Genomic DNA, 23,725 nt, shown 5'->3' on the forward strand with positions numbered 1-23,725 from the left:
CGCTCCGCTGCCAGATTTACGAAAGGTGTCATCGCCCGCGAAAGCGGGCGATCCAGTATTCCGAGACAGCTGTCGCCTACTGAGAGGCCGCGGCGTACTGGATGCCCCGGTCAAGCCGGGGCATGACTGTTGAGCAAGCGGCAAGATGGCGCGTCAATCCACGTGCTCACCGCCTCTAGTTCTGCAACCTCACCCCCACCAACATCACCGTCCCCTGCGAGCTCGACCCCGGCTGGTTCGAGTTCAGGATGTCGTGGCGCAGCGTGCCCTTGATCCAGATGTTGCGGTTGAGCTTGTAGATCAGATTGCCTTCGAGCGAGTAGGTTTTGTCGTTGCGATTCTGGTTCTGGTAGTCGTAGGTGCCGTAGGTGAACTTGCCGACGGCGGTGAGCCAGCGGCGGAAGTCGTGATCGACCTCGATCCCGTAGGTGTGCACCAGCACGCCGGAGGAGCCGGGGACCGTGGACTCCGCGATCTGCGTGTCGGTGGCGAATTTCACCGTGGTCAGGCCGCTCGCATTCCAGATCAGCGAGCCCGCGGTGAGGAAGCCCGCGAGCTGGCTGAGGCGCGGGTCGACATAGTTGCGCGCGGTATAGCCGACCGAGATCTCACCGATCAGGATGCGCGAGAACTCGAAGCTCGAGCCGACCTTGGCGTAGCCACCCGATGAATCGCGGAAATAGCCGTTGCGGTCGGCGGGCTGGTCGTGCACGCGACTGTCGCCTTCGATCTCGACGAACGGCTTCAGCCCCGGCTTGAGGTCGTAGGAGAAACGACCGATGCCGCCATACTGGTTGAAGTCGCGGTCGTTGTTGCTGAAGGTCGAGCCGTCGGTCAGCTTGGAATCGGTGTAGGCGGTGCGATCGACGGTGGCGCCGGCGGCCACCTGGAAGCGATTGAAGGTCTGGTCGAAGCCGAAGGTGCCGCCATAGCTGGCGTAGATCGGATATTTCTGCAGGCCCGCCTGCACGTTCGGGCTGCCGGGATTGTCGGTCGCGACCCGCAGCCGGAACTGCGAGGTGAGCTTGAGGTCGCGACTGACGTCAAAACGACCGTCGACATGGCCGGTGAAATCGGGGCGGTCGATCTCGACCGGCGACGGCGAGGCAAAGCCGTCGATCGTCGCCGGCATGTTGTTGGTGTAGCCGGAGAACGAGCCGCGCAGATCGGCGACCAGCGCGTGGCGCTCCCAGTCGGACATCACGAGAAGATCGGGCGCGACGACATAGGCCGGCGAGCCGACCGGCTTGTTCAGGCGCGCCGGATTGGTGTCGTAGCCGGCGGAGAGCTCGAGCCCGCCCTTGATCAGGAAGCTGCCGGCATAGTCGCCGACCGCTCCGAACGCATCGTCGTCGGCCTTGAGGCGGCGGCGCAGCGGCTGGCCGGGCACGGTGCCCGCCATCGCCCGCGGCACCGGCGCCTTGTTTGCGGTTTCCGACGGTGGCGGCGCGATGCGCGGCGGCCCTAGCGTCCGGTCCGGCGTTGCTGGCGGCACCGGCGAGCCGGGTCCGACCGGGCGCTTCGGCTTCGGCTGCCCGGGATAGAGCTTTGGCTGCTGCCGCTTGCGGTTGAGCGAGTCGTAGCCGGAGCCGCTGGCGCCGTTGGCGGCCGGCAGGCCGTAGGTCGGCACCTGGCCGACGCGCGAGGTCGCCGGCGCCTGCTGGCGCTTGCGCGGATCGGCATTGGGATCGGGCAGCGCCGGGAGCGCATCCAACGGCGCCTGCGGCACGCCCGCCGTGCGGCGCGTCGGCAGCGTGTCGGGCGCGGCAAAGCCGCCGCGATTGGGATTGAACAGGTCGGGCGTGAGGCTCTGGGCGGCCGCCGGCGCGCTTCCGAGGGCAGTCAGCGCCAGGCACGGCAAAGCCGCACGCAGGAAATGCCCGCGTTTGCTCCGGCTCGTGCCTGGAGGCGCCCCCACGATGTAAGAACTCCAACGAAATCAAAGACTTCCACGACGACCTCCGCCAGCGGGCGGGAACCATCGTTAATGGAGTTAAAACAATTATGGTTAATGACCCGTTTCGGGGCCTGGCGCTCTCGTCGCCTCGCCGGTCTGGCCATGCTAAGCAGGCGCCAACGGGCGAGCGCCCCTCCTCCCTGGACCTGAACATGTCGAGCTCGAAACCCCTGATGACCCCATCATCCGGCCCCAACCCCGACAGCGTCGAATCCGCGCTCCGCACCTTGGAGACGGAGAGCGGCGGCATCAACGCGCTCGCCGCTGCCCTGCGCGGTCCGCTGGGCGCGACCTTCGCCAAGGCGGTCGACCTGATCCGCAACGCCAAGGGCCGCGTCATCGTCACCGGGCTTGGCAAGTCCGGCCACATGGCGCGCAAGATCGCTGCGACGCTGGCCTCGACCGGCACGCCGGCCTTCTTCGTCCACACCGCGGAGGCCGCCCATGGCGACCTCGGAATGATCACCGCCGACGACGTCATCATGGCGCTGTCCTGGTCCGGCGAGCAGCCGGAGATGAAGACGCTGGTGAACTATTCGGCGCGCTTCGCGATCCCGATGATCGCGGTGACGTCGAACGCGGCGTCCTCGCTGGGCCAGGCCGCCGACATCGTGATCGAGCTGCCGAAGGCGCGCGAGGCCTGCCCGCACAATCTGGCGCCGACCACCTCGACGCTGATGCAGGCTGCAATCGGCGATGCCATTGCCATCGCGCTGCTCGAAGGCCGCGGTTTTACCGCGCTGGAGTTCGCGCATTTCCACCCGGGCGGCAAGCTGGGCGCGATGCTGAAATTCGTCCGCGACTACATGCGCACCGGCGCGGAGATCCCGGTGAAACCTGAAGGCACCAAGATGTCGGACGCGGTGATGGAGATGTCGGCCAAGGGGCTTGGCTGCGTCTGCATCGTCAACGCCGCGAACGAGGCCATCGGCATCATCACCGACGGCGATTTGCGCCGTCACATGCGGCCGGACCTGCTGACGGTGTCGGTCGACGACATCATGACCAGGCAGCCGAAGACCGTGCCGCCCTCGATGCTCGCCAGCGAGATGATCGAGGTGCTGAACACCCGCAAGATCACCACGCTGGTGGTGACCGAAGCCGACAAGGTGGTGGGCATCGTGCACCTGCACGATCTGCTGCGGGCGGGCGTGGCGTAGGGCCGCTCTTTCCACATCGTCATTGCGAGCGCAGCGAAGCAATCCAGACCGCCTCCGCGGAGACGGTCTGGATTGCTTCGTCGCAAGAGCTCCTCGCAATGACGAGCGGTTAGAGCGGTGCCGGAAACCTCACCGCCCTCTCCTCCAGCGGCAGCTTCAGCCCGTTCGCCAGGTACGACACCGTGCGGTAGAAGCCGCACAGCAGCATGATCTCCAGGATCTGGGCCTCGTCGTAATGCGCCGACAGCGCGGCGAATTCAGCGTCGTCCAACGTCGCGCGGTGATACAGCGCATCGACGGCGGCGATCAACGCCTGCTCGGCCGGCGACCAGCACGGTGACGTCGCATCGCCCCGCACGGTCGCGTGCACCTCCTCCTCGCTGAGCCGCGCCGGCCCGGCGAAGATCGCGACATGCACGCCCCATTCATATTCGCATCCGGTCAGCGCGCAGGTGCGGTCGATCACGATCTCGCGCTGGCGCAATGACAGCGGGCCGGGATCGAGCAGCCCGCCGGCGCGGAACTTGTCCCAGGCGCGGGCGTGGCCCGCCATCACCCGAAACAGCACCAGCGGCGGCGCACCGCGCATGATGCGGTCGAACTGCGCCTGGATCTCCGGGGGATAAGGCGGGACGAGCGGCGCGATGCGCGGCGTGGCCTGGGACATCAGCTGTCTCCGTTGCTACAATTATCGTAGCAATACGCTACATTATTTGTAGCACGACGCAAGAGGGCCGGGATGGCGAAACAGGCAGCATCAGGGAGCCGCAATGTCCGCGGCTCGCGCACCGGGCGGCCGATCATGGCGCTGCTCGACCTCCTCGGCCGACGCTGGAGCCTGCGGATCTTGTGGGAATTGCGCGACCAAGCCCTCACCTCCCGCGCGTTGCGCACCGCCTGCGACGAGGCCTCGCCGACAGTGCTGCAGGCGCGGCTGACGGAGCTGCGCGACGCAGGGTTCGTGGAGCTGGGCGACGGTGGAGGTTACGGGCTGACGGCACTGGGGCGGGAGCTGTGCGAGACGTTCATGCCCCTGCACCGGTTTGCGGAGAGGTGGAAGAGGTAGAGCAGCCAAGCACGCTGCCTTTCTCTCCACAAACTCAGTATCGCGTTCGGTGAGAGATACCCCTCACCCGTCTCGCCGCTACGCGGCGAGCCACCCTCTCCCGCAAGGGGAGAGGGGAAGAAAGGATCACGCCGCGGCCACCGTCAAATTCGCACCGTCCACCTGCACCACCTTCACCCGCGTCCCGGCCGGCGTATCGGGCCCGGCCACGCGCCACACCGTGTCGCCGAGGCGCACGGTGCCGTTGCCGTCGATGATCGGTTTCTCCAGCGTGAACTCGCGGCCGAGCAATGCCTCGCTGCGCTTGTTCAGGAAGGGGCTGGTGCTTGCGTCCAGCTTCGGCCGCGCGAGCCGGCGCCACACCGGCACGGCGGCGGCAGCGAAGATTGCGAACATCACGAGCTGGATCTGCCACGACACGGCGACAGCAAAGGAGATCAGGCCAACCAGCAACGCGGCGAGGCCGAGCCAGAACAGGAACACGCCCGGCGCCAGCACCTCCAGCGCCATCAGGATGAAGCCGAAGATCAGCCAATTCCAGGTGCCGAGCGATACGAACATGTCGGTCATGACACGACCTCTTTATGCTGGCGTATGCCCTGATCGGAAAACCGGTCCCCACTTTTCCGGGGCATGCGCTTTAAATTGCCGCATGCACTTTTCGAAAGTGCATGCGCTTTGATTACCCCTGTCGCGGCGGTACCGCCGGCGGCGTGGGGCCGGTCGTCGGCACCGAGCCGCCGCGGCGGGCGGCAGCGGCCGCGGACGCCGCGCTTTCGCCGAACGTTGCCTTGGCGATCTCGCCGATGCCGGCGAGCGAGCCCAGCATGCTCATCGCTTCGACCGGAAGCATGATGACCTTCTGGTTCGGCGAGTCCGCCAGTTGCCCGAACGCCTTGATATACTTGTCGGCGATGAAATAGTTCAGCGCGGCGACGTCTCCCTTGGAGATAGCCTCACTGACCATCTGCGTCGCCTTGGCCTCGGCCTCCGCGGAACGTTCGCGAGCCTCGGCGTCGCGGAACGCAGCTTCCTTGCGGCCTTCGGCCTGGAGGATCTGCCCCTGCTTGGCGCCCTCGGCGCGCAGGATCTCGGACTGGCGCTGGCCTTCGGCGGCCAGAATGTCGGCGCGCTTGACGCGCTCGGCCTTCATCTGCCGGCCCATGGCTTCGACGAGGTCGGCGGGCGGCACGATGTCCTTGATCTCGATGCGGTTGACCTTGAGGCCCCAGGGCGAGACCGCAGCGTCGACGACGCGAAGCAGGCGCTCGTTGATCTCGTCGCGATGCGACAGCACCTGGTCGAGATCCATCGCTCCCATCACCGAGCGGATGTTGGTCATGGTCAGGACCGTGATGGCCTGGGTCAGGTTGGAGACCTCGTAGCTCGCCTTGGCGGCATCGAACACCTGGTAGAAGGCGACGCCGTCCACCGTCACGGTGGCGTTGTCCTTGGTGATGACCTCCTGCTCGGGAATGTCGATCACCTGCTCCATCATGTTGATCTTGCGTCCGACGCGATCGAAATAGGGCACGATCAGGTTGAGCCCGGGGCTCAGCGTCTGGGTGTATTTGCCGAACCGCTCGATGGTCCAGTCATAGCCCTGCGGCACCGTCTTCACGCCGGCGACCAGCGTGACGATGACGAGCAACACCAGAACAATCGCGAAAACATCGAAACCGCTCATACTTCCTCCAAGGCGGGAAAGCCCTTTCCCGCGCTGTCATTGGTCGGGAACGCAACCCTACCGGTTCAGCGGTCACCATTTACGTCGGCGCGGGGCGACATTTCCACAAGAAGTACGGAGGCGGAACGATCGCCGATAAGTATTGTGAGAAAGCCCTTGAAAGGGCACGGAGGCAACCTAGCAACGACCGGTGTCCTAGTTGGACCATGTAAAATTCACCGGCTTCAGCGCGGCGAGCTCGGGCCGCTCCTTGCGCAGCTTCGCCAGTTGGACGGCCGTCGGCCTTGTCTCGAAACTGCGTTGCTGCCCTGGAAAGACGGTCGCAACGTAATACAGTCCGGGGGCGGGAAGATCGATCTTGGGCGTATGCCCCGGCACGAATCCCATCGACGCGCCATTCGGGAGATAGGTGCCCGGGCGACCCGTCGTCGTATAGTTTTGCAGCTCAAGCCCCGTCGTTCCGACAGCGACCGGAATCGCAACAAAGCCGTCCGGAGCAAGGCTGATCCCTCGCGCGTTGATCGCGGGAAAACCGTTGTGAACGAACTGAAGATAGTTGATCGTCTCGCTGCCGCCGTTTGCGACCAGGACAATGGCCGTATCACTCTTGACGGCACCGCCGGCCCGCACCGCTTCCGGATACATGGTCGACGCAACGTCCCCGGTCGTGTTGCAGCCAGCGAGTCCGCAGGCCACGACGGCTACAAGCAACAATCCCCGCATGTAATCGCGCCCGCCCCGTTCGAGCCGCATCGCTCGCGGCAACATCCCCACCGTCATTCTGCCCCAGGAATTCCGGAATCACCAGTCGAAGGTAGCTTCGGCGCCCCTATTCAACCACGGTGTTGGCGAGCGCAAGCAGCGAGGGCGACATCGTCAACCCCAGCGCCCTCGCCGTCTTCAGGTTGATCGCCAGCTCGAACTTGGTGGGGTTCTGGACCGGCAGGTCGGCTGCCTGCGCGCCTTTCAGGATGCGATCGATGTAGTTGGCAGCGCGGCGGAGCTGCTCGGCGCTGTCGGTGCTGTAGGACATCAGCCCGCCCTCGTCGACGAAGGTGCGGCTCCAGAACACCGCCGGCACGCGGGCTTCACCGATTGCAGCCAGGAGCTGGGAACGATTGGCCATGGTGAAGAAGTCAGGCAGCACCAGGTGGCCGCTGTCCTTTCGCGAAGCCAGCGCGGCGATCGAGCCGGCGTCCTGAACCGGCGCTGCCTCGACCGTCACGTGAAGCGTCCGTGCGGCGTCCTCGATCGTGCGCAGCATCAGGGGCGCGAACGGCGCGGTGGCGGGATTGTAGACGACGAAGACGCGGGACACTTTTGGCGTGACCTGCGTCAGCATCTCCAGCCATTTGCCGGCGAGCGGGCCGTCGTAATCGGTGAAGCCGGTGATGTTGCCGCCGGGATGGGCGAGGTTTTTGACAAAGCCCTGGCTGACGGGATCGGTCACGACGGCGAACACGATCGGGATCGTCGTGGTGCGCTGGCGCAACTCCTCGACCGAGGGCGTGCCGACCGCGAGCAGGATGTCCGGCTTGAGCGCCACGAGTTCGTCGGCGAGGCGCGCGATGCGCGCCCGGTCGCCGGCGCCGCTGCGCCAATCGATCCTGAGGTTGTCGTGCTCCTTCCAGCCATGAGCGGCGAGCGTCTCGACCAGGATCGTGCTGCGGGCCTGCCCGATCGCGTCATCCGCGGCCGTGACCGAGAGCACGCCGAGCCGCCGGGTCGCGTTCGGCTGCTGCGCCAGCACCGAGGCCGGCAGCGCGGCGATCGTCCCAAGAAGCGCCAAAGTCTCGCGGCGGTTCATGGGACACGCCATCAAATCCAGCCCTGAAGCTCGCGCAGCACCAGGGTGCGGATCACGTCCATGCCCGGATCGCTGTCGTTGAGACAGGGGATCGCGGAAAACTGCTCGCCGCCATTATGCTTGAAGATCTCGGCATTCTCCTGCGCGATCTCCTCCAGCGTCTCCAGGCAGTCGGCGGAAAAGCCCGGCGTCACCACCGCGATGCGGCGCACGCCCTCCTTGGCCAGGCGCTCCATGGTCTTGTCGGTGTAGGGCTGGAGCCACTCGTCATTGCCGAAGCGCGACTGGAAGGTCAGCAGCAGTTTCGTCTCGTCCATGCCGAGCCGGCGGCGCAGCGCCTCGGTCGTGGCGACGCAGTGGCTTTGGTAGGGATCGCCCTTGTCGACATAGGATTTCGGCATGCCGTGGAAGGACGCCACGATCAGCTCCGGCGTGAACGGCAGCGTCGCCAGATGCGTCTCGATCGAGATCGCGAGCGCCTCGATATAGGCCTCGTCCTCGTAATAAGGCGGCGTCACCCGCAGCGTCGGCTGGTTACGCAAGCGGGCGAGCACGCGGAACACTTCGTCGCAGACCGTCGCCGAGGTCGAGGCGGAATATTGCGGATAGAGCGGCACGGCGAGGATGCGGTCGCACCCCTTCGCGATCAGCGCGTCGATGCCGGACTTGATCGAGGGATTGCCGTAGCGCATCGCCCAGTCCACGACAACGTGGTCGCTGTCAGACAGTGCGGCCGCAAGCTTGTCACTCTGCGAGCGCGTGATGGTCTTCAGCGGCGACTCGTTCCGCTCATTGTTCCAGATCTTCTGATAGTCCAGCGCCTTGGTGCGGGGACGGCTGCGCAGGATGATGCCGTTGAGCACGAACTGCCAGACGAGCCCCTGGTCCTCGATGACGCGGGCGTCCGAGAGGAATTCCTTGAGATAGACCCGCACGCCGGGCGCATCGGCCGTATCGGGCGTGCCGAGATTGACCAGGAGCACGCCGACGCGCCGCAGGCTGGACCGGACGGCGGGCTTTTGCGCTGCGATGGGGGCAATTGTCGTCATGATCAGTTGCGTCGCGCGTTGCTCCGAACTTGTCAAGATGAGGTCGATTTCGCTAGGGTCGCGCCCAAGCGGGGAGGGGCTGATGACACTCGCGGAATTCTGCGTATTGGGAGCGCTGCTGCTTTATCTGACGACGATCGTCTCGATCAAATGGACGCGGTTTCGCATCTTCGACAATTCCCGGCCGCGCGACCCCGCCTTCTTCGAGGATGCGCTGGCGCAGCGCGCGCTTGGTGCCCACCAGAACGGCATCGAGACCTTTCCGTTCTTCGCCTTCGCGGTGCTGCTTGCCGAATTCCGGGATTCGCCGCAGCGGCTGATCGACGAGCTCGCCGTGCTGTTCCTGATCGTGCGGATCGCCTACGTGCTGACCTATCTCGGCAACCGCCCGACGCTGCGCTCGATCCTCTGGAGCATCGGTTTTGCGATCAATCTCGGGATCTTCTTCATGCCGGCGCTGAAGCGGTTTTTGCCGGTGTGATCTTTCTTCCTTCTCCCCTTGTGGGAGAAGGTGGCGCGCGTAGCGCGACGGATGAGGGGTATCTCTCCGCACGATTCAATCGTGAGAGGTTTGCTCGCGGAGAGATACCCCTCGCCCGTCTCGCCGCTACGCGGCGAGCCACCCTCCCCCACAAGGGGGGAGGGAAAGAGCAACCTTAGAAACACGTCGTCCGTTCGGCGGCGATGTAGCCGAACAGCAGGCCCGCGCCGAACAGCAGCACAAGGCCGGCGGCGCCGAATTCGATGCCGCGCATGAACAGGGCACCGCCGCCGTCGCGCCCGGCGCTGAGGCGGGCGGCGATGTCCTTGGCGGAGACGGCGACGACGGCGATGGCCGCGACCGTAATGGCGGTGCCGAGCCCCATCAGCAAGGTCGCGGCGATGCCGGCCCAGAACAGGCCCTGCGCCAGCGCGAACACCAGTACCAGGATCGCACCCGAGCAGGGCCGAATGCCGACTGTCAGGATCGCAGCGAACCCGCGCCGCCAGCCGCCGGGGCCGGCGAGCTCGCTCGGCGTCGGACCGTGGGAATGGCCGCAATGCTCGTCATGGACGTGGTCATGCGCATGGTGGTGATGGGCGTGGGCGTGACCATGGTCGTGATGATGGTGATCATGACCGTGATCGTGGTCATGATGGTCATGGGCATCATGGTGATGGCCGTGATCGTGATGGTCATGCGGCACGCCGGCGATCGCCGGCACCGGCTGGACCGCCTGCAGCGCACGGATGAAGGTGCGGCCCTTGACCCAGACCAGCCGCAGGCCGAACAGCGCGATCAGGCCGTAGCTCGCGATCTCGATCGCGCCTTCCGCCTTGCACATGGTCTTGGCGGTGGCGTTCAGCACCCAGGCCGAGATGCCGACGATCAGGATCGCCACCAGCGACTGCATCAGCGCCGAGGCAAACGACAGCGCGATGCCGCGCCGCGCGGTCTCGCGGTTGGCGACGAGATAGGAGGCGATTACCGCCTTGCCGTGGCCGGGGCCGGCGGCGTGGAAGATGCCATAGGCAAAGGAGATGAAGAGCAGCGTCCACACCGCCGAGCCGTCGGACTTGGCGGCGCGAATGGTCGCCGACATCTGGCGATAGAATTCCGACTGCTTTGCCAACAGCCAGCCAATGACGCCGCTGGCCTCGGGCTCCGCGGCCTGCGCCGGGCGTGGTGCACCGAACGGATTTTGCGCGAGGAGATCGTGAAGCGCGGCGTCCGCCACGCTCACAACAAGGAACACGGCCGCACAGGCCAGAAGCCCGCGCACAAGCGGGGAACGAAGACGACCAATCAAGGGCAATCCACCGTGATCTTGTTGGCGAACATCATGCCGAAATTCGAGTTCTCACCGTTCAGGAAGGTCTGCTCGTTGAGCTTCTGCGCGGTGGCGGAGCCGTCGCTGGGCCGATCGAGCTTCATCTGGCAGCCGGCGGGCGCGCCGACCAGCTTGACCGGATTGTCCTTGGCCATCTGGAAGTCGATGAAGTAGGAGCGGTCGAACACTTCGAGCACCAGCTGCTTGGGCTTGACCGGGTTCTTCAGCGGCAGCGTGAAGTGCAGGGTCAGCACGGTATCCTTGTAGTCGAGGAAGTAGTCGACCGGATCGTTAAAACGCTCCTTCTTGCCGTCGGCTCGCGCAAAGGTGAAGTAGGCGTATTCCTTCAGCGACTCGACATTGGTCTGCGCCAGCGGCCCGAGCTCCTCGCGCGTATAGGCGCCCTTGGTCTTGCTCTCGAGCCCCTGCAGGGCATAGGCCGAAAACATGTCATCAAAAGTCCAGGCGTGGCGCACGCCGGTGATGCTGCCGTCGGCGGCGTAGAGCAGCTCGCTAGTCGCGGTGATCCAGACATGCGGATGCGCCCGCGCCGCGCCGGCTGCGAACGTCATCGCAGCGGCGAGCAACAGGCCGAACAGGGCACGCATGCCCATCAGGCTGCCTTTGCGTCATCGAGCAGGCCGCGCCGGCGGAGCAGCGCGTCGGGCTCCGGCGGGCGGCCGCGGAAGGCTTCATAGGCGGCCTCGGGATCGACCGATCCACCCGAGGAGTAGATGTCGTCGTGCAGGCGCTTTGCCACTGCAGGATCGAAGATGTCGCCGGCCTCCTCGAAGGCGCCGAAGGCGTCGGCGTCCATCACCTCCGACCACATGTAGCTGTAGTAACCGGAGGCATAATTGTCGCCGGAGAAGATGTGGCCGAACTGGGTGGGGCGGTGGCGCAGCGAGATCTCCTCGGGCATGCCGATCTTTTCCAGCTCCTTCTTCTCGAAGGCGCGGACATCCTGCGCGGCGGAAGCCGGCTGGGTGTGGAATTCGAGATCGACCAGCGCCGAGGAGACGAACTCGACCGTGGCAAAGCCCTGGTTGAACTTTCGTGCGGCGAGGAAGCGCTGGAGCAGATCGTCCGGCAGCGGCTCGCCGGTCTGGTAGTGGCGGGCGAACTGCTGCAGCACCTCGGGCCGCTCCTGCCAGTGCTCGTAGAGCTGGGACGGCAGCTCGACGAAGTCGGTGAACACCGCGGTGCCCGAGAGTGACGGATAGGTCACATTGGAGAGCATGCCGTGCAGGCCGTGGCCGAACTCATGGAACAGGGTCCGGGCATCGTCGGGCGACAGCAGCGAGGGCTCGCCGTTCGCGCCCTTGGCGAAGTTGCAGACATTGATGACGAGCGGCGCGATCTCGCCGTCGAGCTTCTGCTGGTCGCGCAGCGAGGTCATCCAGGCGCCGGAGCGCTTCGACGGCCGGGCATAGTAGTCGCCGTAGAACAGCGCCTTGTGCTTGCCGTCCGGCCCCTTTACCTCCCAGACCCTTACATCCGGGTGCCAGGCCGGCACGTCCTTGCGCTCCTCGAAGGTGATGCCGAACAGGCGGGTGGCGCAGTCGAAGGCGGCGGCGATCATGTGATCGAGCGTAAGATACGGCTTGATCGCGGCGTCGTCGAAATTGGCGCGCTGGAGGCGGAGTTTTTCGGCATAGAAGCGCCAGTCCCAGGGCGCGAGCTTGAAATTGCCGCCCTCTTCCGTGATCAGCGCCTGCATCTCGTCGCGGTCGGAGAGCGCACGCGCACGCGCCGGCTTCCAGACCCGCTCCAGCAGGCCGCGCACCGCATCCGGCGTCTTGGCCATGGAATCCTCGAGCCGGTAGGCGGCGAAGGTCGGATAGCCCAGAAGCTTGGCGCTCTCCTCGCGCAGTTGCAGGATCTCGACGATGGTGCCGTTGTTGTCGTTGGCATTGCCGTTGTCGCCGCGCGCCGTGAAGGCCTTGTAGACCTTCTCGCGCAGGTCGCGGCGGGCCGAGCTCTTCAGGAACGGCTCGGTCGAGGAGCGCGACAGCGTGACGATGGCCTTGCCGTCCATGCCGCGCTCTTCCGCCGCAGCCTTGGCGGCTGCGACGAAGCTCTCCGGCAGGCCCTCGCGGTCGGCCTCCCCCAACTCCATGAACCACTCCTGCTCGTCGCCAAGCAGGTGGTGGCTAAAGCCGGTGCCGAGTTGGGCGAGCTTCTCGTTGATCTCCGCCATCCGCGCCTTGGCCTCTTCGGAGAGGCCGGCGCCGGAACGGTGGAAGCGGGTGTAGGTGCGCTCCAGCAGGCGGAGCTGCTCGGGCGAAAGACCAAGACCGGCGCGGTTCTCGTGCAGATGGGCGATGCGACCAAACAGCACGGCGTTCATCATGATCGGATTCCAGTGCCGCGCCATCCGCAAGGAGACCTCCTTGTCGATCTCCAGGATGGCCGGGTTGGAATGCGCCGAGACGAGGTCGTAGAAGACCGCCGCGACCTTGGTGAGGAGCTTGCCGGAGCGCTCCAGCGCCGTGATGGTGTTGGCGAAGTCGGCGGCCGCCGGATCGTTGGTGATCGCCGCGATCTCGGCGGAGTGATCGGCGAAGGCCTGCTCGAAGGCCGGCAGAAAGTGCTCGGGCTTGACCTCGTCGAAGGGCGGGGTCGCAAACGGCGTCACCCAGGCCTTCAGCAGCGGGTTGGTCTCGGGGTCCGTGGTTTGGCGGGGGTCTGACATCGCAAGTCCCGGTTTTTGTGGCTCGATTGTTGGGGTCAGCTATAGCACGCGATGGGGCTTTTTTGGGCCATTTGCCCTTGCTCCCGGCCGCCTTTTCGGGGAGATTGCGGCCCTCGAAGCTACGGACCCCAAAGCTCATGAACGCGCCTGCCTCATCTTCCCGTCAGATCGTCTGGCCAAGCGTCATCACTGTCGTCAGCGCGGCCATCCTGATCGGCGCCGAGGTGTTCGGCGCCGCGTTCGCCGGCGGCTGGGCGCTCGCGATCCTGTTCGGGCTCGGTGATCAGGGCACGCACATCCTGCAGGCTGTGCTGTTCGCGCTCGGCGTGCTCGTGATGACCGCGTTCATCCGCGCGGCTCAGCGCGTCGAGCCGTTCACGAAGCGCCGCTGACGCTTCCTCGCGCGCGCAAGACGCGCGCACGGCTGAGAAAACTTAACGCGCGTTCATCTTCCGCGTCGCTCGCGCAACACTGCGCAAGCAGATGTTAGGCAATTCTGTCCTCAGCCTAAAAAAATTCTTGCGAAGCTGAGTCAAAACGCTTATGTGCGCTCTTGCCCAATTTCGCACGTGCCTGTGGTCGTGTGTCAGTCGGTAGGTATCCGGACAAGAGGCCGGACAGCCGCCAAGGGGTGAAGAAGCCGAGGGGCTCTTCGGAAGTGCGGAAGTCGCGAGACCGAAAGGTCGGACGAGGAAGCAAACCCGGAGCGTCCAGCATCTCTCTCAAAGAGATGCCATGTCGAAGGTGACTTCACTTTTTGCAACCGTGACTGGCAGCCGGAGGCGAACCGGCGCACCCCGCTCTCAACGGGGGACGCGACTTAAAGCAACGACGGATCGGGCTTTTTTGGTCTCTACCGGCAGTCCAACGCCGGCGCGGGCTACTGAAAAGGCTTGTCCTTCATTGCCAGGTGTGCGGGCGGGAACAATCCCAACCAATCCACGGCAGCACAGTCTGGTTTGAGTCTTTGGCTCGTCGCGCCTCCATCGCGCGATCTGGCCGGAGCGCTCTTATCCGACGTCATTTTTTGAACGGATCCCCGTCGCTGGGCCGTTTGGGAGAGTGCTATGACCGAACGTATTCAGGAATTCCTGCGCACCCGCCGCAGCGAGGGCCGGGACACCGAGCCTTGCCTCGTCGTCGACCTCGAGGTCGTGCGCGACAATTACCAGACCTTTGCCAAGGCGCTGCCCGACAGCCGCGTGTTCTATGCCGTCAAGGCGAACCCGTCGCCGGAAGTGCTGTCCCTGCTCGCCTCCATGGGCTCCTGCTTCGACACCGCGACGGTCGCCGAGATCGAGATGGCGCTGGCCGCGGGTGCGACGCCCGACCGCATCTCCTTCGGCAACACGATCAAGAAGGAGCGCGACATCGCGCGCGCCTTCGCGCTCGGCATCCGGCTGTTCGCGGTCGACTGCGTTCCCGAGGTCGAGAAGGTCGCCCGTGCCGCTCCCGGCGCGAAGGTGTTCTGCCGCATCCTCTACGACTGCGCCGGCGCCGAATGGCCGCTGTCGCGCAAGTTCGGCTGCGACCCGGAGATGGCCGTCGATGTGCTCGACGTTGCCAAGCGCCTGGGCCTGGAGCCGTGCGGCATCTCCTTCCATGTCGGCTCGCAGCAGCGCAAGGTGAAGGCGTGGGACCGTGCGCTGGCGATGGCCTCGCAGGTATTCCGCGACTGCGCCGAGCGCGGCATCAACCTGACCATGGTCAACATGGGCGGCGGCTTCCCGACCAAGTACCTGAAGGACGTGCCGCCGGTCGTGACCTACGGCCGCTCGATCTTCCGCGCGCTGCGCAAGCACTTCGGCAACCAGATTCCGGAGACCATCATCGAGCCGGGCCGCGGCATGGTGGGCAACGCCGGCATCATCGAATCCGAGGTCGTGCTCATCTCGAAGAAGAGCGACGATGACGAGGTGCGCTGGGTCTATCTCGACATCGGCAAGTTCGGCGGTCTCGCCGAGACGATGGACGAGTCGATCCGCTACGCCATCCGCACCCCGCATGACGGCGCGGACATGACGCCGTGCGTGCTCGCGGGCCCGACCTGCGACAGCGCCGACGTGCTGTACGAGAAGACCCCGTATCCGCTTCCCGTCACGCTCGAGATCGGCGACAAGCTGCTGATCGAAGGCACCGGGGCCTATACGTCGACCTACTCGTCGGTGGCGTTCAACGGCATCCCGCCGCTGAAGACGTACCACATCTGATTTGCCGCATCTGATCCGCCTCTCGTTCTGAGGCCTGACGAACCCGGGAGCCGGTCCGCCGGCTCCCTTCCTGACATTGCCATTCTGACGACGTCTTGAGCCGGCGTGCTTCTCGCACGCGGGTTCAAGCGGGGACTGACGCGCCATGACTGCTTTTCGGAAGCCACAAGTCGCCCTCACTTCGAAAGCCGCTCCGTTCGCGATCCGTGCGGAACGTGCTGCCGACGTCGCCGCCCGTGAAGCGCTGCTGGATGCCTGCTTTGGCGAGAACCGCCATGACCGCACCTGCCAGCGCCTGCGCGACGGACGTGCACCTGCCGCAGGCCTTGCCCTGTCGGCTGTGCGCGAGGGGACACTCGTGGGAACCGTGCGGCTGTGGCACGTCAGCGCCGGAGGCAGGCCCGCTTTGGTCCTCGGACCGCTGGCGGTGGACCCTGCCTTCCGCGAGCTCGGGATCGGCGCCGCGCTGATGCAACAAGCGCTGGCCGCCGCCCGGGCACGCGGGCATGCCGCCGTGATCCTGCTCGGCGATGCCCCCTACTACGCCCGCTTCGGCTTCTCGCCCGAGAAGACCGGCGCATTGATGCTGCCCGGCCCGTTCGAGCGCGATCGTCTGCTGGCGATCGAATTCCAGGCCGGTGCGCTGGATGGCGTTGAGGGGATGATCGTCCCGACCGGCGCGGCCATGCCCAAACGGAGGGTAGTTCGCGCCCTCCAGGCGCACGCGGCCTAAGGGATTGCCATGATGGCGACGACTTAAGCCGCGTTCCGCGGCGATGCTCGCGCAGGCCCGTTCCTTTAGGGTTGCGCGGGCCTGAGAAACGCCCTTTAACCCGCCAAACACCCCCTTCAGTCGAGGCCCACGACCATGTCCCGTCGCCTGATCTCCACCGGCTCTCCCCTCGAGAAGACCGTCGGCTACAGCCGCGCCGTGATCGACGGCGAGTTCGCCTTCGTCGCCGGAACCACCGGCTATGACTACACGACGATGACGATGCCGGCCGATGTCACGAGCCAGTCACGCAACTGCTTCAAGACCATCGAAGCCGCCCTGAAGGAGGGCGGATTCGAGATGGCCGATATCGTCCGTGCGACCTACTACGTCACCGACGCCAGCTACATCGATGCCCACTTCGCTGTCTGCGGCGAGGTTCTCGGCGACATCAGGCCGGCTGCGACACTGCTTGTCGTCTCCGCCCTCGCCAAGCCCGAGATGAAGGTCGAGATCGAAGTCACCGCCAAGCGCCGCAGCGCCTGATCCACCCCCCACCCTTTGTCTGCCAGCACGTTCCGGAGAAACCATCCCATGAGCCACCCCTCGCAGATCTACGCGAAGATCACTGGTCCCATCGTCATGGTCGGCTTCGGCTCCATCGGCAAAGGCACGCTGCCGATGATCGAGCGGCATCTCGACTACGACAAGTCGCGCGTCACCGTGATCGATCCCAAGGACGAGGGCCGCAAGGCGCATTGCGAGAAGCAGAACGTCCGCTTCATCCAGAAGGCCGTGACCCGGGACAATTACCGGGAGTTGCTGACCCCGCTGCTCACCGAAGGCGGCGGCCAGGGTTTTTGCGTCAATCTCTCGGTCGATACCGGCTCCACCGACATCATGGAGCTCTGCAACGAGCTCGGCGCGCTCTATATCGACACCGTCAACGAGCCCTGGCTCGGCTTCTATTTCGATTCCTCGAAGGGCCCGGAAGCGCGTTCCAACTACGCGCTGCGCGAAGTGACGCTGGCCGCCAAGAAGGCGCGCCCCGCGGGCTCGACGACGGCCGTCTCCTGCTGCGGCGCCAATCCCGGCATGGTCTCCTTTTTCGTCAAGCAGGCGCTGCTCAATGTCGCCGCCGATCTGAAGCTCAATGCCCCCAAGCCGAAGACCAAGGCCGAGTGGGCGGACCTGATGCGGCAGGCCGGTATCAAGGGCATCCACATCGCCGAACGCGACACCCAGCGCTCCAAGTCGCCGAAAGAGCCTGACGTCTTCGTCAACACCTGGTCGGTGGAAGGTTTCCTGTCGGAAGGCGTGCAGCCGTCCGAACTCGGCTGGGGCACCCATGAAAAATGGATGCCCGAGAATGCGCGCACCCACGAAGCCGGCTGCGGCGCGGCCATCTATCTGATGCAGCCCGGCGCCAACACGCGCGTGCGCACCTGGTGCCCGACCCGCGGCGCGCAGTATGGCTTCCTCGTCACCCACAACGAGTCGATCTCGATCTCCGATTACTTCACGGTGCGCGACGCATCGGGTACGGCGGTCTACCGGCCGACCTGCCACTACGCCTACCATCCGGCCGACGATGCCGTGCTGTCGCTGCACGAAATGTTCGGCCGTGCCGCGAAGATGCAGGAAAAGCACCACATCCTCGATGAGAACGAAATCGTCGACGGCATCGACGAGCTCGGCGTGCTGCTGTTCGGCCATGACAACAACGCCTATTGGTACGGCTCGCAGCTCTCCATCGAGGAGACCCGCAGACTCGCGCCCTACCAGAACGCCACCGGCCTGCAGGTGACCTCCGCCGTGCTCGGCGGCATGGTGTGGGCGCTGGAAAACCCGAACGAAGGCATCGTCGAAGCCGACGAGATGGATTTCGATCGTCTGCTGGAGATCCAGCTGCCGTATCTCGGCCCGGTGAAGGGTTTCTACACCGACTGGACGCCGCTGACGGATCGTCCGGGACTGTTCCCGGAAGACATCGACACGAGCGATCCCTGGCAGTTCCGGAATGTCCTGGTGCGTTGACCTCTCAGCGCTTCCGGTCGATAGCGATGCCCGGCCTTGTGCCGGGCATTTCTTTTTGCCGACCTATTTCGCCAAGTAATCGAACGCCACGCTGCCGAGCCCGAGCGTCAGGTCCGCTTTGAAATGCAGCGCGGAGACCACCTCGCGCACCGGCAGGCGGGCGACGTCGCAGAGTGCGTGGGGAAACAGCCCGAGCGCGGCAGGGCCGGTCCAAGCTTCCTTCAGCACGACATCATCGAGATGAAACCGCACCAGCTCGCAGATCCGCGGGCTGCCGTCGACATGCGGGATGATCTTCAGGATGAAGTTCGGCGCCGCCATCGATTTCAGCACCGTGTCGTGGTCGACCTTGCGGTGCTTGTAACCCATCGTGGCCGAAGCGCAGAGGACCGAGCCGTAATGCAGCGAGCCGACCAGGACGTCGCTCTCGATCTCGATCTTGGGCCTTGCGAGCTTCTTCGGAAAGCCCCACAGCTCGCGGCCGCCGGCGATCGGGGCCTCGTCGTCCAGATACATCGCGTGGGTGTAGCCGCCCTCCTCGCCCTTGAAGCGGACCGGGATCACCTGCCCGGTTTCGGTGTAGTCGCCGAATCCGGTCGAGTCGGGCATCCGGATGAACTCGTATTTCACCACCGGCTCCGCCACCTCAAGCGGCTCGGGCACGATGGCGGCGAGGGCTTCGGGATCGGTCCTGTAGGTGATGATGAAATATTCGCGGTCGAAGAAGCGATATGGCCCCGGCGGGAATGCCGGGTTGGTGAGCGGCATCGAATAGGCGGTGCGGCGGACGTCTTCGATCTTCATGGGAGGCCCCATCTGTCGTTGGCGCGACAGATTATGGAACGGGCCGGTTGCCGAGGCGAGATCAAATGCGCGTCACAATACGCCGGCCGCCGGGCTACTTCTCCTTGATCGGCGGCGCGATCTTCTCCGCGGGCGCCGCCGGCAGTGCCGGCTTGGTCGCCGCACCCCGCGTCTGCGGGTCGGGGCGCGCGGGCTCGGGGGCCGGCGTGGTCGGCCGGTCGCCGCCGGGCTTGGCTTCCGCGGGCGTCTTATCCTGATCGCCGGATGGCGTGCCCTGGAGCGGTTGGGTCGCCTGCGCCGTCTGCATCCGGCTCTCGGCCCGGATCTGCGCCAGCGAGAGGCCTGACACCACGGCGCCTGCTGCGAGCAGCGAGCATGCGACCATCAGGTCACGTTTCAGTCTGCGCTTGTCATTTGGGCCGGGCATGTCGATCACCGCCTTTATCCGCGGGATCAACGAACTTGCCCGACTGCGGTTCCGTGGCGGACGAGGCGGGAACCGTGCCTTCGCGCGCCAAAACGCCGCGCTCAGTCTGAGGTGTTAACTTCCCAGGTGGCGTGGCGCACGCCCGGCAGGTGCTGAAGATTGGTCGCCACCGCGTTGAGCTCGTTCGGATCGACTGCGGTCGCAACCAGCTTTGCGACGACCTCGAGAATATCATCCCCGATCTCAACCACGTCGATATCGGCCACCGGATATTTCGCGGCCTCCAGCTTTTCAACGAGGCGGTCGCGCATGTCGGGCAGGGCGTCGGCCGCGACGGCGAGCTTGAAATAGTAGGTCGCCTCCGAGGCCTTCTCGTTCAGCGGAATGCGGTTGATGGCGTTGACCAGTGGGCGCAGCATGGTGTTGCCGGCGATGACGAACACGGTCAGCGCGGCCGCCTGTGCGACCATGTCGGCGCCGGCGCAGGAGCCGACCGCGGCCGAAGCCCACAGCGTCGCCGCGGTGTTGAGCCCGCGGACGTCCATGCCCTGCTTCATGATGACGCCGGCGCCGAGGAAGCCGATGCCTGAGACGACATAGGAGATCACGCGGACCGCGCCGTCGGCGCCGGTCAGGTGCATGGCGAGATCGACGAAGGCGGCGGCACCGACCGCGACCAGCACGTTGGTGCGCAGGCCCGCGGTGCGCTGGCGGTACTGCCGCTCGGCGCCGATCAGCGTGCCCAGCACGAAGGCCGTGAAGAGGCTGACCAGCGTGTCCGCGAAGTCAGCAATCTGGAATGTCGTCAAAAACCGCATGGTCCCTCGCACGGGTTGGCAAACGATCTATGCGAGAGTGCCGACGAGGTCAATTTGAACGGGCACCGGCTGTGGAAGCCGATGCCCGGTCGTCTTGTTTTCTCCGCCTTAGTGAGCGGCCGCGAGCAACGTCTGCTGGGGCGGCGTGTAGTTCAGCACGGTGCCGCCGTTGCCGTCGGAGGCGAGCACGAAGGACGAGGCCGAGTATTGCGCCAGCAGAGCCCAGGAGTAGCTCTGGCCGCCGTCGGTCGTGACCGTCAGATTGTTCGCGCTGTCGACATCGACACTACTGACCACCGTGTTGCGGAAGTCGATGGTGTCATCGCCGCCGAAATTGGCGATCGAGCCGGCCAGGCCCGCCGGCATGTCCAGCACCAGCGTTGCGCCGCCGGAGCCACCGAAATCGACGTTCTGGAGCAGGCCGCCAGCGTAGACATGCTCGCTGCCGCCATCCAGATGCGCGTTTGAGACGTTGCCGCCCGCCCCCACATCCTGCTCGCCACCGCCGCTGACCGTCGTTGCGGTCGCAGCGCCTGCGACGAACTGATAGCCGCCATTGATCGTCGCGCTGCCGTCGGTAGCGCCGGCGTCCACGTACTGGAAGCCGCCGGCTGCGATCGTCGTGCCCGTTGTCGCGCCACCGGAGCCGACATATTGCCGCCCACCGGCATTGATGACGGTGCCGGCAGCGTGGCCATTGCCGAGCACCTGCTGATTGCCGTCGAGCACGGTGTCGGTGACGGTACCTTGGTAAACATCCTGGTAGCCACCCGCCGCGACCGTCGTTCCGGCGGCGCTACCGCCCTGATAGACGTGTTGGGAGCCGCCACTCGCGACGAGGACGCCATTCGCCGTGCCGTAATCGTATTGATTGCCGCCGGCGCCCACCGTCGTGCCCGTCGCCGTTCCGCTCAGATATTGCGTTCCGCCGTCGATCGTCGAGTTGACGTCGCGGCCGCCGGCGGCAACGGACTGCTGTCCGCCAGCCTTGATCGTGGTGTGGGCCGAGGTGCCGTTAGCGTAGACCTGCCCGAAACCGTACAACAGGGTATCTGTCGCACGCCCACCGGCGCGGATGTCCTGATAGCCGCCGGCTTCGATCATCGCGCCGGTCGTGCCGGTGCCAAAAACATGCTGCTGGCCGCCGTTCTTGACCACCGATCCGGTCGAGATGCCGTAGTCTTCTTCGATTCCGTTGCGCAAGACGGTCGCCCCGACCGAGGTGCCGCGGACAACAAGGCTCGGGTTGAAGGACGAGGAGGCCGCCGCGACGATCGCGTTCTCAAGTGAGGCGCCGCTCGCTAGCGTGTAGCCAAAGGCGAGAGGGATCGATTGCGACACGCCGGTATTGCCGGCGGCGTCGCGCAGACGGGCCGTCACATAGGAAAGTCCGGTTGCCGGAGACAGATTGTCCAGCCGCCAGGTGCCGTCGGCGGCGCTGGTGACTGCGTGATCCGTTGGACCAAACGACAAGGTGAGCGCGGAGGTCGCGTCAGCCAGGTCGAGCGTGCCCCGGACGGTGATCGAAAAGGGCGTTGCATCGGAATTTTCGATGCTCGTGATCGCGAGGACGGGGGCGGTCGCATCGACCGTAAAGGTGAATGCGGGCCCGGGGTTGCTATGGTTGCCCAGGCTATCCGTGGCGGTCGCGGCGTAGCTGTAGGTCGAGCCGTCCTGGAGGCCGGACACGCCGAGGCTCCAGCTGCCGTCGCTGCCAACCGTGGTGACGCCAACGACGGAATTGTCGCCGGCATTCGTGACCGTGACGGTGTCTCCGGCATTGCCGGAGCCGGACAGGGTCGTCATCCCGCCATGGAAGTGCGCCGCGTTGATGTAATTGTTGCCGTCCGCACCCGGCGTCACGTCCGCATCGACGATCGTCAGGGCCGGAGGCGTGCGGCTGATCGTATATTGCGTGGTGGTCGAATTCGGCGCGGTGAGGAAAACATCCTCGCCGGTCGAGGAGTTGCTCGTTGTCCACTCCACCACCACGTCGGCTTTTCCGTCTCCATTGAGGTCACCGACGGTGATTCCGTTGGCGCCCGAAGCGAGCGGCAACGTCACCGCCGGGCCGAACGTGCCGTCACCGCGACTGTAGAAGGTCGAAAGCGTATTGTTGCTGCTAGCGACCACGGCGAGGTCCGTTTTACCGTCGCCATTGAAGTCCGCGGCCGCCAAGTTCCAGATGGGCGCCGGTGTCAGGAAGGTCTGTGGCGACGCGAAGGTGCCGTCGCCGTTGCCGAGCAGGATCGCAATCGAGTTGTTGGTTCCGAGTGCAAGATCAAGCTTGCCGTCGCCGTTGAAGTCGCCGCTGATCGTTCTGGATGAGGTGCCGGCCGTGATCGGGGATTGGAACGTGCCATCCCCGTTGCCAAGCCGCACGGCAACCGGCGAACTTGACGAGTCCTGCACAAGCAGATCGATCTTTCCATCGCCGTTGAAATCTCCGCTCGCGAAGGCGTTGGAGGCATTCGTGGCAATGGGCGATCCGAAAGAACCATCGCCGTTACCGAGCAGCAGCGACGTGCCGATGTTGTTCGACATGATCACGTCGGCCCTGCCGTCGCCGTTGAAGTCGGCAAACGCCCTGATATTGCCGCCAGTGCTGCCACCCGTCGCATACTTCGTCGCCGCCGCGAACGTGCCGTCGCCATTGCCCAGCCTGACGTCCAGGGTCCCGGTGAAGATGTTGCCCATCAGGACGTCCAGCTTGCCGTCGCCGTTGACGTCGCCGAGTCGAATCGACGATTCCAGCTCCGAGGCGCCGGTCAGCGAGGTTTGCGTGAACTGGCCCGTGCCGTCATTGTTCCTGACATCAAGAAAGTATGCGGAAGCGCTGACGGTTCGGATGTACACCATATCCTGCTTGCCATCGCCGTTGACGTCGCCGACCGCCGCCGTGTTGATGATGCTGAAGCGCGGACCGCTCATCTGCGTTTCGGACTGGAACGGCCCGACATAATAGCCGCTGGAATCGTGCACATTGGTGCCGGTCAGTTGCAGCCCCAGCGAACCGCTGCCCGAGCCGGTGTTGACCGTGACCGTGTAGCTCGCGCCGTTGCTGCCAGCCACCGGCGTGATGTCCGTGATGCCGGCACCATTGATGCTCCCCGTCGTGGCGAGGGTGAACTGATCGACCGTGACGCCGGACACCGGCTTCGGAAAGGTGACGGTGTAGTGCACGACGGACGCGTCGGTCGACGACGGATCGGTGCCTGTGATGCTGACGAGCGTCGGAAGAACGGGGATGAGTGGCATGGGGATTCCCTGGCGTGGCGCTTGATGCGAGGATTCGAATTGCACGCCGGCTCCGGACAGGCCGACGCCAAGCGCAACTGATCGCGCGGCAGCAATTCGAAATTGCACGCCGTGCTCTCTACATCTGCGACCCTACAGGGACTGCTTGTCGGTTATGTTACACATTAACGATAAACAACATAACGCAGGGAGCCTGTGCCTCGCAGAAACCGGTCCCTCGCAAGATC

22 protein-coding genes are annotated in these 23,725 nt (G+C 65.2%); 8 read left to right on the top strand and 14 right to left on the bottom strand.

Features of this window, described 5'->3' with window-relative positions:
- Positions 1 to 175 precede the first annotated feature (175 nt).
- Positions 176 to 1,918, bottom strand: coding sequence for an outer membrane beta-barrel protein (locus AB7G19_RS37615; protein WP_135214792.1), 1,743 nt, complete (start codon positions 1,916 to 1,918; stop codon positions 176 to 178).
- Positions 1,919 to 2,109: 191 nt separating this feature from the next.
- On the opposite strand from AB7G19_RS37615, the gene AB7G19_RS37620 reads away from it, so the two are divergent.
- Complete coding sequence (locus AB7G19_RS37620; protein WP_085398398.1) at positions 2,110 to 3,117, top strand: KpsF/GutQ family sugar-phosphate isomerase; 1,008 nt, start codon at positions 2,110 to 2,112, stop codon at positions 3,115 to 3,117.
- 109 nt (positions 3,118 to 3,226) lie between these two features.
- Here the strand turns inward: AB7G19_RS37620 and AB7G19_RS37625 are convergent, their stop codons facing one another.
- A complete protein-coding gene (locus AB7G19_RS37625; protein WP_085398397.1) occupies positions 3,227 to 3,784 on the bottom strand; it encodes a carboxymuconolactone decarboxylase family protein in 558 nt (185 codons plus the stop codon).
- Positions 3,785 to 3,856: 72 nt separating this feature from the next.
- Between AB7G19_RS37625 and AB7G19_RS37630 the strand changes: the two genes are divergently transcribed.
- Complete coding sequence (locus AB7G19_RS37630) at positions 3,857 to 4,183, top strand: winged helix-turn-helix transcriptional regulator (RefSeq protein WP_085398396.1); 327 nt, start codon at positions 3,857 to 3,859, stop codon at positions 4,181 to 4,183.
- A 126-nt stretch (positions 4,184 to 4,309) separates the two neighbouring features.
- On the opposite strand, the gene AB7G19_RS37635 is transcribed toward AB7G19_RS37630, so the two are convergent.
- The 5 genes from AB7G19_RS37635 to hemH form a co-directional block, all read right to left on the bottom strand.
- Positions 4,310 to 4,753, bottom strand: coding sequence for an NfeD family protein (locus AB7G19_RS37635; RefSeq protein WP_028148102.1), 444 nt, complete (start codon positions 4,751 to 4,753; stop codon positions 4,310 to 4,312).
- Between the two features lie 112 nt (positions 4,754 to 4,865).
- A complete protein-coding gene (locus AB7G19_RS37640; RefSeq protein ID WP_071909416.1) occupies positions 4,866 to 5,870 on the bottom strand; it encodes an SPFH domain-containing protein in 1,005 nt (334 codons plus the stop codon).
- 195 nt (positions 5,871 to 6,065) lie between these two features.
- Positions 6,066 to 6,623 carry a hypothetical protein gene (locus tag AB7G19_RS37645; protein WP_441268774.1) on the bottom strand — a complete coding sequence of 186 codons (558 nt, stop codon included), beginning with the start codon at positions 6,621 to 6,623 and terminating at the stop codon, positions 6,066 to 6,068.
- A 76-nt stretch (positions 6,624 to 6,699) separates the two neighbouring features.
- Complete coding sequence (locus AB7G19_RS37650; protein ID WP_085398395.1) at positions 6,700 to 7,677, bottom strand: ABC transporter substrate-binding protein; 978 nt, start codon at positions 7,675 to 7,677, stop codon at positions 6,700 to 6,702.
- A gap of 11 nt (positions 7,678 to 7,688) precedes the next feature.
- Positions 7,689 to 8,726, bottom strand: a complete 1,038-nt coding sequence (gene hemH, locus AB7G19_RS37655; RefSeq protein WP_085398394.1) for a ferrochelatase — start codon at positions 8,724 to 8,726, stop codon at positions 7,689 to 7,691.
- Between the two features lie 82 nt (positions 8,727 to 8,808).
- On the opposite strand from hemH, the gene AB7G19_RS37660 reads away from it, so the two are divergent.
- A complete protein-coding gene (locus tag AB7G19_RS37660) occupies positions 8,809 to 9,207 on the top strand; it encodes an MAPEG family protein (protein ID WP_085398393.1) in 399 nt (132 codons plus the stop codon).
- 175 nt (positions 9,208 to 9,382) lie between these two features.
- On the opposite strand, the gene AB7G19_RS37665 is transcribed toward AB7G19_RS37660, so the two are convergent.
- The 3 genes from AB7G19_RS37665 to AB7G19_RS37675 are packed head-to-tail and all read right to left on the bottom strand — an operon-like array spanning position 9,383 to position 13,232.
- Positions 9,383 to 10,522, bottom strand: coding sequence for a nickel/cobalt transporter (locus tag AB7G19_RS37665; protein ID WP_085398468.1), 1,140 nt, complete (start codon positions 10,520 to 10,522; stop codon positions 9,383 to 9,385).
- Positions 10,513 to 11,151, bottom strand: coding sequence for a DUF1007 family protein (locus AB7G19_RS37670; RefSeq protein ID WP_085398469.1), 639 nt, complete (start codon positions 11,149 to 11,151; stop codon positions 10,513 to 10,515). Before AB7G19_RS37670 ends, AB7G19_RS37665 begins: the two co-directional genes overlap by 10 nt.
- Entirely contained in the window at positions 11,151 to 13,232 is a 2,082-nt protein-coding gene (locus AB7G19_RS37675) for a M3 family metallopeptidase (RefSeq protein ID WP_441268775.1), read from the bottom strand. The genes AB7G19_RS37670 and AB7G19_RS37675 overlap by 1 nt, the downstream gene beginning before the upstream one ends.
- A 137-nt stretch (positions 13,233 to 13,369) precedes the next feature.
- Between AB7G19_RS37675 and AB7G19_RS37680 the strand changes: the two genes are divergently transcribed.
- The 5 genes from AB7G19_RS37680 (at position 13,370) to AB7G19_RS37700 (ending at position 18,191) form a co-directional block, all read left to right on the top strand.
- Positions 13,370 to 13,624 (top strand): hypothetical protein, encoded by a 255-nt coding sequence (locus AB7G19_RS37680; protein WP_041954176.1) that lies wholly within the window; start codon positions 13,370 to 13,372, stop codon positions 13,622 to 13,624.
- A 675-nt stretch (positions 13,625 to 14,299) separates the two neighbouring features.
- On the top strand, positions 14,300 to 15,442 hold the full coding sequence (locus AB7G19_RS37685) for a type III PLP-dependent enzyme (protein WP_085398471.1): 1,143 nt from the start codon (positions 14,300 to 14,302) through the stop codon (positions 15,440 to 15,442).
- A gap of 145 nt (positions 15,443 to 15,587) precedes the next feature.
- Positions 15,588 to 16,175 (top strand): GNAT family N-acetyltransferase, encoded by a 588-nt coding sequence (locus AB7G19_RS37690; protein ID WP_085398472.1) that lies wholly within the window; start codon positions 15,588 to 15,590, stop codon positions 16,173 to 16,175.
- 135 nt (positions 16,176 to 16,310) lie between these two features.
- Positions 16,311 to 16,700, top strand: coding sequence for a RidA family protein (locus AB7G19_RS37695; protein ID WP_085398473.1), 390 nt, complete (start codon positions 16,311 to 16,313; stop codon positions 16,698 to 16,700).
- A gap of 48 nt (positions 16,701 to 16,748) precedes the next feature.
- Positions 16,749 to 18,191, top strand: coding sequence for a homospermidine synthase (locus AB7G19_RS37700; protein WP_041954184.1), 1,443 nt, complete (start codon positions 16,749 to 16,751; stop codon positions 18,189 to 18,191).
- Between the two features lie 63 nt (positions 18,192 to 18,254).
- Here AB7G19_RS37700 and AB7G19_RS37705 read toward each other — a convergent pair whose 3' ends face one another.
- The 4 genes from AB7G19_RS37705 to AB7G19_RS37720 all read right to left on the bottom strand — a co-directional run bounded on the left by AB7G19_RS37705 (position 18,255) and on the right by AB7G19_RS37720 (position 23,498).
- Positions 18,255 to 18,995, bottom strand: a complete 741-nt coding sequence (locus AB7G19_RS37705) for an acetoacetate decarboxylase (protein WP_071909407.1) — start codon at positions 18,993 to 18,995, stop codon at positions 18,255 to 18,257.
- Positions 18,996 to 19,089: 94 nt separating this feature from the next.
- Positions 19,090 to 19,422 carry a hypothetical protein gene (locus AB7G19_RS37710; RefSeq protein ID WP_085398476.1) on the bottom strand — a complete coding sequence of 111 codons (333 nt, stop codon included), beginning with the start codon at positions 19,420 to 19,422 and terminating at the stop codon, positions 19,090 to 19,092.
- Between the two features lie 101 nt (positions 19,423 to 19,523).
- The gene (locus tag AB7G19_RS37715) at positions 19,524 to 20,240 is read right to left on the bottom strand and encodes an MgtC/SapB family protein (RefSeq protein WP_085398474.1); all 717 of its coding nucleotides are present in this window, start codon (positions 20,238 to 20,240) and stop codon (positions 19,524 to 19,526) included.
- Between the two features lie 108 nt (positions 20,241 to 20,348).
- Positions 20,349 to 23,498, bottom strand: coding sequence for an FG-GAP-like repeat-containing protein (locus AB7G19_RS37720; RefSeq protein WP_441268776.1), 3,150 nt, complete (start codon positions 23,496 to 23,498; stop codon positions 20,349 to 20,351).
- Between the last annotated feature and the right edge of the window lie 227 nt (positions 23,499 to 23,725).

This window comes from Bradyrhizobium sp. 215_C5_N1_1, from assembly GCF_052075935.1.
Lineage (GTDB): Bacteria > Pseudomonadota > Alphaproteobacteria > Rhizobiales > Xanthobacteraceae > Bradyrhizobium > Bradyrhizobium barranii.